The sequence below is a fragment of the Microbacterium sp. T3-8 genome (assembly GCF_055398145.1).
The window spans coordinates 3,117,684-3,130,524 of sequence record NZ_AP027918.1 but is presented as its reverse complement, the minus strand read 5'-3'; the positions used below and the strand labels follow the sequence as shown (position 1 = coordinate 3,130,524).

Here is a 12,841-nt window from a genome sequence, read left to right as displayed (position 1 = left end):
AGTTCCACTAACAATGCTGAGAGTGGAAATGGTTATCACCGTGAACGCCGAAGTGAACGAGGACTCGATGTTGAGAAGATCCACCGCCGCCGCGACCGCCGCCCTGCTGATGCTCGCCCTCCCGGCCGCGGCCGTCGCCGCCGCCCCCGACGAGGAGCCTCTGTACAAGTTCGTGAAGGACGCCTCGGGCGCCTACGGCTACGGCACGGATCCGGTCGAGACCTTCCCGGGCTCCGGGGAACAGGTCGCCATCCCCAGCGCGCTCCAGCCCGAGAATCGACGCTTCTCGAGCGCCTGGGTGGGCACGATCGGCAACCTCAACTTCGGCAAGCCCGCGGATGCCGCCGACTTCGACGCGAAGTACGCCACCGTGCTCGACGACTTCGCGTCGTGGAACATGAATGCCGTGATCTTCCAGGTGCGTCCGCTGCTCGACGCGTACTACCCCTCGGAGCTCAACCCGTGGTCGGAGTTCCTCGGCGGCCCGCAGGGCACCGACCCCGGCTACGACCCGTTGCAGAAGATGGTCGACGCGACCCACGCCCGCGGCATGGAGTTCCACGCGTGGCTCAACCCCTACCGGGTCACCAACACCAAGATGACCGCGCCCGCGATCCTCACGGCCCTCGGCCTCACCGCCGACGAGGTGAAGGCCCTCACGATCCCGGAGTACATCGCCGCGCTCAACGGCGCCGGCATCCTCGCCGACGACAACTTCGCGGTGCAGCATCCCGACTGGGTGCTGTCCTTCGAGGAGAAGCTCTTCCTCGACCCGGGGCAGCCCGAGGTGCCCGCGTACGTCGCGGCATCCGTCGCCGAGATCGTCGAGAACTACGACGTCGACGCGATCCACTTCGATGACTACTTCTACCCGTACCGGATCACCGTCGACGGCGTGAACGTCTTCTTCGGCGCCCAGGGCGAGGATCGCGCGACCTTCGAGGAATTCGGGCTCACGGCCGGCTACCCCGACACGCAGGACGGGATCGAGGCCTGGCGTCGCGACAACATCACCGGTCTCGTCACGCAGGTGGCTGGCGCGATCGACGGGCACAACGCGGATGCCGGCACCGCCGTGCAGCTGGGCATCAGCCCCTTCGGCATCTGGGAGCACAAGGCCCTCGACCCCGCCGGGTCGAACACTCCGGTCGGGTCGTCGCAGACCTACAGCAACGCCGTCTTCGCCGACACCCGCGGCTGGGTGCAGGACGAGCTCATCGACTACCTCACCCCGCAGATCTACTGGAGCTTCGACCAGGCGGCAGCCCCTTACGGGGAGCTCGCGCAGTGGTGGAGCGATGTCGCGGCCGAGAGCCGCACCCAGATCTACGTCGGGCACGCGCTCTACAAGCACGTCAACAACGGCGGCTGGGAGGCCGCGTGGATGAACCCCGAAGAGGTTCCGAACCAGATCCGCTTCAACCAGAAGCTCGAGGGCATCGACGGCAGCGTGCTGTTCAGCTACAACGACATGAAGCCGAGTGACATCGCCGCGCTGCCCGCCGACCAGCAGCCCCGGAACCAGGCGAAGAACACCGCGATCGAGCTGTTGAAGGGCGAGGCGTTCGCGCACCCGACGATCGTGCCGGCGAAGCCGTGGCTGTCCGACGGTTCGGTCGCGTCGCCCTCGGATGTGGCGGTCGACGATGGCGCCCTCGTCTGGGCGGCCGGTGATGCGGCGGAGGCCCGGCAGTACGCGATCTACCGCGGCACGGGGACGGCCGAGGAGATCGTGGCCGCTCCGGGGACGCTGGTCGACACCGTGTGGGCCGGGGGTGCGGCGGAGTTCGCGTATCCGCTGCCCACGGGTGCCGGTGATGCGGATGCCGGTGCGGATGCCGGTGGTGCGGGTGCTGGCGATGCGGATGCCGCGGCTCGCGCGGCGGGCGAGAGCTGGGTGGTGACCGCACTGGACGCGGCGGCCGTCGAGAGCGCGCCGGTCGCGGTCGTGGATGCCGTGGACCCGGTCGATCCGGTGGACCCGGTGGATCCTGTCGACCCTGTGGATCCGGGCACCCCCGGAAACGGCTCGGGCTCCGGCTCCGGAACGGGGTCGGGCGGGGCATCCGATGCAGGCGCCCAGGACGATCTGGCGACGACCGGCGGGGACGTGCCGGCCGCCGCCCTCTTCCTGGCCGGCGGGTTGCTCGCCGCCGGTGCCGCGACGACGGGCGCAGCTGCACTGCGCCGCCGTCGCCGCGCCTGAGCGTCGCCCCCGCTCGCGGGATCGACGGGTCGCCGCCCCGGTTCTCCGGGCCGACCTGTCGATCCCGACGTGCGGAAGAGGCGGTGGCGTCGTCTCGGAGATTCGCGCAATCCCGCAGGGAATCGGCCGCGTTCGTGCGAGATGGGTGCAGATCTCCGAGATCCTGCTCAGGCGGGCAAGCCTGAATCAGGCAGGCAGGGCCTGATTCAGGCCGCGGGCGCTGCCGGGGACGGGGCGGATGTCGGGGTCACGGCGTCTTCGATCTCGGCGGGATTGCGACGGATGCCGATCCACGACACGATCGCGCCGAGCACGAGCAGCGCGGCGGTGACCCAGGCCGCGCTGTGGAACCCGTCGAGGTCGAGCATGCCGCCGACGATCGTCGACAGCATCGCGACGACGAGGAGGCCGGCGACGCGCGAGACGGCGTTGTTGACGGCCGAGGCGATACCGGAGTGCTTCTGATCGATCGCGCCGAGGATCGCGGCGGTCAGCGGGGCGACCGTGAGTGCGAGGCCGAGACCCGTCACGATCATGGCCGGCAGCACCTGCCACCAGTAGTCGAAGTCCTCGGCGACGAGCAGCAGCATGAGGGCGCCGACGGCCATGATCGCGGGGCCGACCGTCATGAAGATGCGCGGACCGAATCGCCCGGCCCAGGCGCCCGCCCGCGAGCTGATGAGGATCATCAGGATCGTCATGGGCAGGCTCGCGAGACCGGCGGCGGTGGCGCTGAGCCCCGCGCCCTGCTGCAGGTAGACGCCCACGACGAATCCGTTGAGCGAGAGCGCGGCGTAGACGAAGAAGGTGGCGAGGTTGCCCCAGCCGAAGTCGCGCACGCGGAAGAGCCACAGCGGCATGAGCGGTGAGGCCGAGCCCCGCTGCCGCAGCAGGAACCACGCGAACAGGGCGGCCCCCACGATGCCCGGGATCCAGATGGCGGGGGAGCCCCAGCCGTAGTTGGGCTGCTCGATGAGCGCGAACACCACGGCGCCGAGGCCGATCGCGCACAGCGCCCCGCTGACCCAGTCGACGCGGCGACCGCTCGGCTTCTCGGCCAGCTTCAGCCGCGACAGCAGGATCAGGTTCAGGGCGATCGGCAGCACGTTGATGAGGAACACGAAGCGCCACGACAGGTAGTCGACGAAGAGTCCGCCCATGAGCGGGCCGACCAGCTGAGCGGCTGTCGTGAACGCCGTCCACACCCCGATCGCGCGCGCCTGCACATCGGAGCGCATGGTCGCGGTGATCAGGGCGAGCGAGCTCGGAACCAGCAGTGCGCCCGCCGCGCCCTGCGCCGCGCGGGCGATGATGAGCACCAGCGGGTCAGGGGCCGCGGCGACCGCGATCGAGGCGATTCCGAAAGCGATGAGCCCCACGCGCATCACCAGCACGCGGCCGTAGGCGTCGGAGACCGACCCCGCCAGCAGGATCAGCGCGCTCAACGTGATGAGGTACGCATCGACCACCCACTGCTGGGTCGTGATGCCGCCGCCCAGCTCGCGGCTGATCGCGGGCAGCGCGACGTTCACGACGGTGCCGTCGAGGAACGTCACGAAAGACGCGAGGACCGCGATCGAGATGACCAGGCGCTGGACGCCGGAGAAGGATGCCACAGGCGAAGGCTACTCCCGGCCACGGACGTGGAGGGCGGATGCCGGGAACTCACTCCTCTTCGGTGGATCCTGCGGCGGACTCCGTGGCGGACTCCGTGGGGAAGTCTCCGGCGAACTCTTCGGTGTCGCTCCCCGCGAGGTGCAGCCGTCGGAGGCCGCGCAGGCCGTCGTGCGCGTGGGCGCGGAGCTGGCGCTCGGAGCCCGTTCCCTCCCTCCGGAGGCGGCCGATGTGGGCGTTGACGAACTCCGCGTCGCCGAGCTGCTCGAGCGCGTGCCGTACGACGTCGAGCAGGCGGTGCGTCGCGGCCCAGGCATCCGTCGTCTCGCCCGTCGTGGGATCGGTGATCGTCGCCGCCATGCCGTGCCGCGCGGCCACCCAGAACCCGGCGTCGATCTGCTCGACCGGGGCCGCCGACGCAGGGCCGTCGTGGGCCACCACGATCGCGCGGGTGAGAGCGGCCGCGAAGAGCGTGTCGTCGATCGAGAGCTGCGCGTCGCACACGCGCGACTCGACCGTGGGGAAGCGGTCCGAGAGCCGTGCCGCCCACGACAGTGACGACCGTTCGGGGATCGCGGAGAGCGCGATCAGCCGATCCACCTGACCCTCGTAGTCGGTGAGGTCGTGGAACCAGGGCGGCGTCCACGTCGCGGGCAGGCGACGGATCAGGATGCTGCGCCAGCTCGCGAAACCGGTCGCCGCCCCCTCGGCGAAGGGGCTGTTGCCGGTGAGGGCGAGCAGCACCGGCAACCAGCCGCGCACCCGGTTGAGCGCCCGCACGCGCTCCTCGGCATCCGCGACCTCGACGTGCACGTGCAGCCCGTTCACCTCGTGGCCGCGCGAGATCGCGCCGAGCTGCGCCGAGACGCGGTCGTAGTGCGGCGACGCGGAGATCGTCGCGCGTCCCGTGGTGTTGAACGGCGTGCCGGATGCGGCGATCACGGCGTCCAGCGGGGCGGCGTGCGCTGCGAGTGCAGCGCGCAGGTTCCGCAGTTGCGCCGCAGCATCCGCCATCGACGAGAGGGGATCGGTGACGCACTCGAACTGGGAGGTGAGGAACTCGGGCAGGATCCGCCCGTCGCCCTCGGGTGCGAGCCGTTCCCGGGTGCCGTCGGCCATGGCCAGCGGCACGAGCGTGCTCCGGTCGACCAGCAGGAACTCCTCCTCGATGCCGAAGCGCGTCACCGAGGCCGCCTAGTGGTTCCGCAGCATCGAGATGAGCTCGGCCTTGCGCTTGCCGCTGTAGCCGGTGATTCCGAGCTCCTTCGCCCGGGCGCGCAGCTCCGACACCGTCCAGTCCTCGTAGTCGCCGCTCTCCCCGCCGCGTCTGCCGACGGCTTTGCGGCCGTCGCGGGCAGCCGCGTTCGAGATGCGGGCGGCCTTCTCCTTCGAGGCGCCGTCGTCGCGGAGCTCTTCGTAGAGCTCCGGATCCTTCAGTGAACTGTCGCGTCGTCCGGGCATGATGTCGTCCTCTCCTCTGTTTCCCTTGGCATTTCGGATTCCCTTGGCATTCCGGAGGTGTCCGCGTCAACCCCCTCGGCCCCGGCGGGCGTCGACCCCTAGCGTGAGGGTTACAGCAATTCGGGGCGCCCGCCTCGAACAGAAGGGAAGAACGATGAACATCCTCCTCATCATCGTCATCGTCATCGCCGTGATTCTCGCGATCACCGGAGGACTCGTGCAGTCTCTGCAGTTCCTCCTGTGGGTGGGCCTCGTGCTCCTCGCTATCGCCGTGATCGCATGGCTCATCCGATCGATCACCGGCAGTCGCCGCAGCTAGACCAGAAAGAGGAGGCCCGCCCGAGTGGCGGGCCTCCTCTGTGTCCGGACGTCGTGCCGGAGGGCCGGAACCCCGCTCCGAGGAGCGGGGTTCTTCGGTCTCAGCGGTCGAACGCGTCCTTGACGTTCTCGCCGGCCTTCTGCGCGGCGTCCTTGACGTTCTCGCCCGCCTGCTTGGCAGAGGCCTTCGTCTGGTCTGCGCGACCTTCGGCTTCGAGGCGCTCGTTGTCGGTGAGCTTGCCCGCGCCCTCCTTGGCCTTTCCGGCCAGCTTCTCGGCGTTGTTCTTGATGTCGTCTCCCGCGCTCATGGCGTCTTCCTCTCCTTGTGGGGATCGTTGGAATGGCCACCCTCGCACCGCCCGCGCGAGGCGACCACGGGATTGACAACCGGTCAGGCGCGTGACAGGTCGCGCGCTCGTTCATGCGCGCATCGGTGGTCGGGTTCGCTGTTTTGTGGCGGTGGCGGTGGCGGTGGCGGTGGCAGTGGTGGTGGCAGTGGCAGTGGCAGTGGCAGTGGTAGTCGCAGTCCGCGGTGCGGTCCGTGGTGCCGGTCGGGGTGCGGGTCGGGGTGTTCGCCAGCGTTGGTGGGGGTCCCACCAGGCGGGTCCGCGGACGTGGGGTGTGCCGTTGTGCATGCGGATGGTCCAGCCGGAGGTGTCGAGGGTGCGGTGGTGGTGCCAGCAGAGGGTGACGCCGTTGTCGGTGCTGGTGGGTCCGCCGCGGGAGTGTTCGGTGACGTGGTGGATCTCGCACCAGGCGGCGGGGACGTGGCAGCCGGGGATGAGGCATTCGCGGTCACGGAGCGTGATCGCGCGGCGTTGGTGGGCGGTGAATACCCGGTCGGTGGTGTCGATGCCGATGATGCGCCCGGTGGGGTCGGAGGTGACGCGTTGGATGCTCCCGCCGCACGCCGTGTGCCGGGCCGTGGTCAGCGAGACCGGGGCGTCGATGCCGTCGACGTGCGCCCACCCTCGCCCGGACGCATAGTCCTCCGCGGTCACCGACACGACGAGGGTCGGGGCGGCGCCGCCGAGGGAGGGCATGTCACTGTGCCGGGCGGCGATCCCGAGGGCGGCGGCGAGGGCGTCGTGCTGCTTCTGCGCGCGGGAACGGTCATCGACCATGCCATTGGGATCACCCGACGGGAGAAGGTCGTCGGGCGGGAGGACGTCGTCAGCGAGGAAACCATGCGCCTCACCGTTCAGCGCGTGCTCATCCGTGCCGAACATCGTCTCGTCGGCGGAGGTAACGAACCGCACCCCACTGGCCATGCCCACAGCAGGCTGCGGTGCCTCGGGGATGGGTGGTCCGTCGACTTTCGGGTTCAGGTACGCGTCCCAGATGCGTTGCAATTGCCCCGCCGTCTCGGGCAGCAGCGACCCGCGGATCGGGATCACCCCGTCCTTCACCCGCCCGAGGACGATCCCCCGGGCGCGCATCGCGCGCTCTTCGGCGGGTTCCGCGCCGTCGGGGTCGAGGTAGGTCACGATCACCCGCGACAGGACCTTGAGATCTTCGGGCGTAGCGGGTGGGCCTGCTTCGAGCCCGCGGCCAGGGCCGGCATCAGCGTCGCCGCATCCATCGGCATCGGTGTCCGCGGCCCCATCCGCACTCTCGACGGCGACGAGCCCGCGCGCGTACTCGGCCAGTTCGGCATCCGCATGCAACCGGTCCGCCACACCGATCCGGACGCCGGCTTGCTCGACAGGGCCGGTCGCGGCGAGCAGCCCCGCGACCCCGACGGCCCCGTTCAGTAACGCTTCCCGCATGGCGGGCCATCGGGCGGGAAGCAGCGCACCGGAGGAGAAGTCCACCTCCCGGCGGACGATCTTCCCGGCTTTCACGACCCGTGCCGCTCCGGCCGCGTCCGTGCGGAGTACTCGTTGGACGAGTTCGTTCATCGTCCGGCATCCGAACCGTCCGCAGAACGCCAACTCTCCCGATCCGGCCGGGCGTTGATCGACCGATCCGAGCGTCTCGACGATGACCGCATCCACCCGGCGGGCGAGCTCGCCAGCGGCGCGGAGGACCTGCATCTTCTCGGCATCCGACAGCGCCGCCAGCGCGTCCGCGCGCAGCACCGCGGCCAGGTCGGCGGCGACCCGGTCCAGGACTTCGGCGGTGCTGTTCATACGTCCCAGTCCACCAGCAGCCACCGACACTCCGACACGAAAACCCCAGGCGAAAGGCGATATCGACGCGAATGGTGGAGAACTCGGAACAACACGGCAGCGGTGTAGAACGAGTGCATGCGGGGTGGGGCCCTTCGACAAGCTCAGGGACCCAGCGGCGACAGGGGCGGGGCAGGGCCCTTCGACGAGCTCAGGGACCCAGTAGCGACAAGGACGCGGCCCTTCGTCTCGCTGCGCTCGCTCAGGAACCGGGGGTACGCAGGCGGGGCCCTTCGTCTCGCTGCGCTCGCTCAGGAATCGGAGCGTGAACGGCACGGTCGCCTCGAAAAGTCCATGGGCCCAGCGTCGAGCACGGCGCTCCATCTCGCTGCTCGCTCGCGTCGTGGGAGCCAAGCCCGCCCGCCAGCCCAGTGCCCGCCTGCCCAGCGCCCGCCCCCGCCGCCCCCGCCCAGCAACAGGGCCCAGCAACCGGGCGCAGCCACCCGCCGTCAGCCACCCGCCGTCAGCGCGGTTCGTGGGCGGACAGCGCATCGGCCAGCGCGTCGCGCACCGCTGTGATCGCCGCGTCGTCGCGCGACGACGCGCGGGTGGCGGCGAAGATCTCGCGCACGGGCGACCCGGGCAGCTCCCGCAGGCTCACGGTCGTCCGCCCTCCGGTCCACACGAGATCGGGCAGCATCGCGACGGCATGACCGGCGGCGACGAGCCGGGCGTGCGACACGAGATCCGTGGCCTCGAAGCGCACGTCGGGCTCGAACCCCGCGGCCCGGCACTGCTGCACGGCCCATCGTCGCACCGCGGCGCCCTGAGGCTCGAGCACCCACGCCCGATCGCGCAGGTCCTCCAGCCCGTGCGCGGCATCCCCGCGGGGCACGGCCAGTCGGATCGGATCGACGCCGAGCAATGTGCGGTCGATCCCCTCGGCGATCTCCCGCGTGTGGCCGGGGTATTGCTCGGCGACGACCAAGTCGAACGCCCGGGCCTGCAGCTCGAAGAGAGCGATCTCGGGCGGCAGCTCCACCATCTCGAGACGGAGCCCCGGCATCCGTTCGGCCAGCAGCGAGAGCGCCGGGGGCACGAGAGCCTCCGCGGCCGTGGGCATGACGGCGATGCGCACCTGCGCCGGCGCCTCCTCCGACAGTTCGGCGCGGGCGGCCTCGTCGAGTTCGAGCGCGCGCGCGGCGTGCGCGGCGAGCAGGCGGCCACGCGCGGTGAGGCGCACCCGCCGGCCGTCGGGTTCGAGCAGGGCGACCCCGGCCTCGCGCTCGAGCTGAGCGAGCTGCTGCGACACCGTCGAGGGGCTGAACGACAGAGCCGCGGCGACATCGGCGATCGTGCCGCGCAGGTGCAACTCGTGCAGCAGGCGCAGGCGGCGCAGCTCGAACACGGAGACCTCCCGAAAGCATCGAAGACATCGAACAGTACCCATCGTAAACGTTCGCTTTTCATAACGGATGCCGCGCCCCACACTGAGAGTCGCACCCACCCGCGCGCGTGCTCGGCGTACGAGCTCAGACGAAGAGGACCCCCGATGACGCAGACCACTCCCGAGACGGCTCCGGCCGAGACGGCCCCGGCCGAGACCGCCCCGACCGGCAGCGCAGAGCTCGCCGCCCTCGCAGACGACGCGGTCGCACTCGTCCAGCGCTGGCTCGTCGAGAGCCGCGAGGTGCCGGCCGACACCGCCGCCAAGCGCCTCGCCGGTGTGCTGAGCGACCCGAACGGCCTCGACTTCACGGTCGGCTTCGTCGACGGCGTCGTGCGCCCCGAAGACCTCAGGGTCGCGGCCGCCAACCTTCGCGACCTCGTGCCGCTCACCCCGGCATTCCTGCCCGGCGCGCTGCGCGGGCTCATCAAGCTCGGCGGCGCACTCGCCCCCGCGTTCCCCGGCATCGTCGTGCCGATCAGCCGCCGGGTGCTCCGCGGCATGGTGCGCCACCTCATCGTCGACGCCACCGACGCGAAGCTCGGCAAGGCCATCACGCGCATCAAGTCGACCGACGGCGTGCACCTCAACGTCAACCTGCTCGGCGAGGCGATCCTCGGCGAGGAGGAGGCCGCGCGCCGCCTCGACGGCACCCGTCGCCTGCTCGAGCGCAGCGACGTCGACTACGTCTCGATCAAGGTCTCCTCCACCGTCGCCCCGCACAGCCCCTGGGCCTTCGACGACGCGGTCGCGCACGCCGTCGACGCCCTCGCCCCGCTGTACCGCATCGCCGTGAAGCGCGGCAAGTTCATCAACCTCGACATGGAGGAGTTCAAGGACCTCGACCTCACGATCGCGGTCTTCACGACGATCCTCGAGCGCGAGGAGTTCCGCTCGCTCGAGGCCGGCATCGTGCTGCAGGCCTACCTGCCCGACGCCCTCGGTGCGATGATCCGCCTGCAGGAGTGGTCGGCGGCCCGCACGGCCTCCGGCGGTGCGCCGATCAAGGTGCGCGTCGTCAAGGGCGCGAACCTGCCCATGGAGCGCGTCGACGCCGAGTCGCACGACTGGCCGCTCGCCACCTGGCACAGCAAGGAGGCATCGGATGCCTCGTACAAGGCCGTGCTCGACTACGCCCTGCACCCCGACCGCATCGGCAACGTGCGCATCGGCATCGCCGGTCACAACCTCTTCGACATCGCCCTCGCCTGGCTGCTCGCGAACCGGCGCGGCGCCACCGACGGGATCGAGTTCGAGATGCTTCTCGGCATGGCATCCGCGCAGGCCACCGTCGTGCGCCGCACCGTCGGCTCGCTGCTGCTCTACACGCCGGTCGTGCACCCGGCCGAGTTCGACGTCGCGATCGCGTACCTGATCCGCCGCCTCGAAGAGGGCGCGTCGACCGACAACTTCATGTCGGCCGTGTTCGACCTCGACGAGCAGCCCGCGCTCTTCGCCCGTGAGCGCGACCGCTTCCTGGCCTCGATCGCGTCGATGCCGACCGAGGTCCCCGGCTCGAACCGCGTGCAGGACCGCACGCAGGCAGCGCCCGCCGCCCCGCGCGACGGCTTCGAGAACACCCCCGACACCGACCCGAGCCTCGCCGCGAACCGCGCGTGGGGCGACGGCATCCGCTCGCGCATGGAGTCGTCGACGCTTGGCGCCGAGACCGTGCGCACGCACACGCTGTCGGATGCCGCGGCCCTCGACACCGTGATCTCCGAGGCCGTCGCCGCCGGAGAAGCCTGGCGTGCGCTCGGCGCCGCCGGTCGTGCCGAGATCCTGCACCGTGCGGGCGATGTGCTCGAAGCCCGTCGCGCCGATCTGCTCGAGGTCATGGGCTCGGAGGCCGGCAAGGTGCTCGAGCAGGGCGACCCCGAGGTGTCGGAGGCCATCGACTTCGCGCACTACTACGCCGAGAGTGCGAAGCGCGCCGAGAACATCGCGGGCGCGGAGCACCGTCCCGTCGGACTGACCGTGGTCACCCCGCCGTGGAACTTCCCCGTCGCGATCCCCGCCGGATCGACGCTCGCCGCCCTCGCGGCCGGCTCCCCGGTCGTGATCAAGCCCGCCGCCCAGGCCGCCCGATCCGGCGCGGTCATGGTCGAGGCGCTGTGGGAGGCCGGCGTGCCCCGCGAGGTGCTGCAGTACGTGCAGCTCGAGGAGCGCGAGCTCGGCACGCAGCTGATCAGCCACCCCGCCGTCGAGCGCGTCATCCTCACCGGCGGATACGAGACGGCCGAGCTGTTCCGCAGCTTCCGCCCCGACCTGCCCCTGCTCGCCGAGACCAGCGGCAAGAACGCGATCATCGTCACCCCCAGCGCCGACCTCGACCTCGCCGCGAAGGACGTCGCCTACTCGGCATTCGGTCACGCGGGCCAGAAGTGCTCGGCCGCCTCGCTCGTGATCCTCGTGGGCACGGTCGCCGAGAGCGAGCGGTTCCGCCGCCAGCTCGTCGACGCCGTCGGCTCCTACAAGGTCGGCGCCCCCAGCGACGGCTCCAGCCGCATCGGACCGCTCATCGCACCCGCCGAGGGCAAGCTGCTCCACGCCCTCACCACGCTCGAGCCCGGGGAGAACTGGGTCATGAAGCCCCAGAAGCTCGACGACGAGGGGCAGTACTGGCGCCCCGGCATCCGTTCGGGTGTCGCGGCCGGCAGCCCGTTCCACCTCACGGAGTACTTCGGACCGGTGCTCGGCATCATGACGGCGAAGACGCTCGAGGAGGCCACCGCCCTCGTCAACGCGATCGACTACGGCCTCACCTCGGGTCTGCACTCGCTCGACGAGGACGAGGTCGCCCAGTGGCTCGCGACCGTGCAGGCCGGAAACCTCTACGTCAACCGCGGCACCACCGGCGCCATCGTGCAGCGTCAGCCCTTCGGCGGCTGGAAGAAGGCCGCCGTCGGCGCCGGCACCAAGGCGGGTGGCCCGAGCTATCTCATCGGCCTGTCCGACTGGGTCGACGCCCCGATCGCCGCGGATGCCCCCACCGATGCCCTGTCGAAGGACGCGCTCGTCGCCGCCGGCGACCTCTCGGGCGAGGATGCGGCCTGGCTCGCCGGCGCGCTGTCGACCGACGTGGCCGCATGGGCCGCGGAGTTCGGCGCCGTGGTCGATGCGACCGGCCTCGAGACCGAGCAGAACGCTCTGCGCTACGACGCCGTGCCCGTCACGGTGCGCATCGAGGACGCGACGACCGTGCACGCGATCCGCGCCCTCGCGGCCGGACTCCGCACGGGAGCGGCGCTCACGGTGAGCGCGGCGGCCGACCTGCCGGCATCCGTGTCGTCGTGGCTGCGCGCCGCCGGCGTCGCGATCGCGGTCGAGAACGGCACCGCCTGGACCGCCCGTGCCGCTCGCCTCGCGCAGACCGGTGGACGCATCCGTCTCGTCGGAGGCAGCATGGCCGACACCGCGGCCCGCACCGGCGGCTCCCCGGCCGTCGCGGTCTACGGCCAGCCGGTCCTCACCGCCGGTCGCATCGAGATGCTCCCGTACCTGCGCGAGCAGGCCGTGTCGGTCTCGGCGCACCGCTTCGGCACCCCTCGCCGCTACGAGATCCCCACGCTCACGGCCTGACTCGCGCACGTTCGAAGGCCCGCCCCGTCACGACGGGGCGGGCCTTCGTCGCTTTCCCCCGCGTTCCCGGCCCACGCCGCCGGGGCGGGTGTAGGCTCGCCG

The 12,841-nt window shown here is 70.9% G+C and carries 9 protein-coding genes; 3 read left to right on the top strand and 6 right to left on the bottom strand.

Annotation, left to right across the window (positions count from 1 at the left end; all coding sequences use genetic code 11):
* Nucleotides 1-28: 28 nt before the first annotated feature.
* Entirely contained in the window at nucleotides 29-2,206 is a 2,178-nt protein-coding gene (locus ACZ5Y9_RS15040) for a glycoside hydrolase family 10-like protein (protein WP_464471696.1), read from the top strand.
* Nucleotides 2,207-2,412: 206 nt separating this feature from the next.
* Here the strand turns inward: ACZ5Y9_RS15040 and ACZ5Y9_RS15035 are convergent, their stop codons facing one another.
* The 3 genes from ACZ5Y9_RS15035 to ACZ5Y9_RS15025 are packed head-to-tail and all read right to left on the bottom strand — an operon-like array spanning nucleotide 2,413 to nucleotide 5,281.
* A complete protein-coding gene (locus ACZ5Y9_RS15035; RefSeq protein WP_464471695.1) occupies nucleotides 2,413-3,822 on the bottom strand; it encodes an MFS transporter in 1,410 nt (469 codons plus the stop codon).
* Between the two features lie 49 nt (nucleotides 3,823-3,871).
* Nucleotides 3,872-5,005, bottom strand: coding sequence for a carboxylate-amine ligase (locus tag ACZ5Y9_RS15030; protein WP_464471694.1), 1,134 nt, complete (start codon nucleotides 5,003-5,005; stop codon nucleotides 3,872-3,874).
* A gap of 9 nt (nucleotides 5,006-5,014) precedes the next feature.
* The gene (locus ACZ5Y9_RS15025) at nucleotides 5,015-5,281 is read right to left on the bottom strand and encodes a DUF7218 family protein (protein WP_404597408.1); all 267 of its coding nucleotides are present in this window, start codon (nucleotides 5,279-5,281) and stop codon (nucleotides 5,015-5,017) included.
* 154 nt (nucleotides 5,282-5,435) lie between these two features.
* Here ACZ5Y9_RS15025 and ACZ5Y9_RS15020 point away from each other — a divergent pair, with 154 nt between their 5' ends.
* A complete protein-coding gene (locus tag ACZ5Y9_RS15020) occupies nucleotides 5,436-5,600 on the top strand; it encodes a hypothetical protein (RefSeq protein WP_247624650.1) in 165 nt (54 codons plus the stop codon).
* A gap of 100 nt (nucleotides 5,601-5,700) precedes the next feature.
* On the opposite strand, the gene ACZ5Y9_RS15015 is transcribed toward ACZ5Y9_RS15020, so the two are convergent.
* The 3 genes from ACZ5Y9_RS15015 to ACZ5Y9_RS15005 form a co-directional block, all read right to left on the bottom strand.
* Nucleotides 5,701-5,907 carry a CsbD family protein gene (locus tag ACZ5Y9_RS15015; RefSeq protein ID WP_247624651.1) on the bottom strand — a complete coding sequence of 69 codons (207 nt, stop codon included), beginning with the start codon at nucleotides 5,905-5,907 and terminating at the stop codon, nucleotides 5,701-5,703.
* A 111-nt stretch (nucleotides 5,908-6,018) separates the two neighbouring features.
* On the bottom strand, nucleotides 6,019-7,731 hold the full coding sequence (locus ACZ5Y9_RS15010; protein WP_464471693.1) for an HNH endonuclease signature motif containing protein: 1,713 nt from the start codon (nucleotides 7,729-7,731) through the stop codon (nucleotides 6,019-6,021).
* A 502-nt stretch (nucleotides 7,732-8,233) separates the two neighbouring features.
* Nucleotides 8,234-9,118, bottom strand: a complete 885-nt coding sequence (locus ACZ5Y9_RS15005; RefSeq protein WP_464471692.1) for a LysR family transcriptional regulator — start codon at nucleotides 9,116-9,118, stop codon at nucleotides 8,234-8,236.
* Nucleotides 9,119-9,262: 144 nt separating this feature from the next.
* Between ACZ5Y9_RS15005 and ACZ5Y9_RS15000 the strand changes: the two genes are divergently transcribed.
* Nucleotides 9,263-12,739, top strand: a complete 3,477-nt coding sequence (locus ACZ5Y9_RS15000) for a bifunctional proline dehydrogenase/L-glutamate gamma-semialdehyde dehydrogenase (protein ID WP_464471691.1) — start codon at nucleotides 9,263-9,265, stop codon at nucleotides 12,737-12,739.
* Nucleotides 12,740-12,841: the final 102 nt, after the last annotated feature.

Bases quoted from the DNA above. Each gene is read 5' to 3' on its own strand.
- ACZ5Y9_RS15040 (WP_464471696.1), top strand. From the start codon at position 29: ATGGTTATCACCGTGAACGCCGAAGTGAACGAGGACTCGATGTTGAGA.
- ACZ5Y9_RS15025 (WP_404597408.1), bottom strand. From the start codon at position 5,281: ATGCCCGGACGACGCGACAGTTCACTGAAGGATCCGGAGCTCTACGAA.
- ACZ5Y9_RS15020 (WP_247624650.1), top strand. From the start codon at position 5,436: ATGAACATCCTCCTCATCATCGTCATCGTCATCGCCGTGATTCTCGCG.
- ACZ5Y9_RS15015 (WP_247624651.1), bottom strand. From the start codon at position 5,907: ATGAGCGCGGGAGACGACATCAAGAACAACGCCGAGAAGCTGGCCGGA.
- ACZ5Y9_RS15010 (WP_464471693.1), bottom strand. From the start codon at position 7,731: ATGAACAGCACCGCCGAAGTCCTGGACCGGGTCGCCGCCGACCTGGCC.
- ACZ5Y9_RS15000 (WP_464471691.1), top strand. From the start codon at position 9,263: ATGACGCAGACCACTCCCGAGACGGCTCCGGCCGAGACGGCCCCGGCC.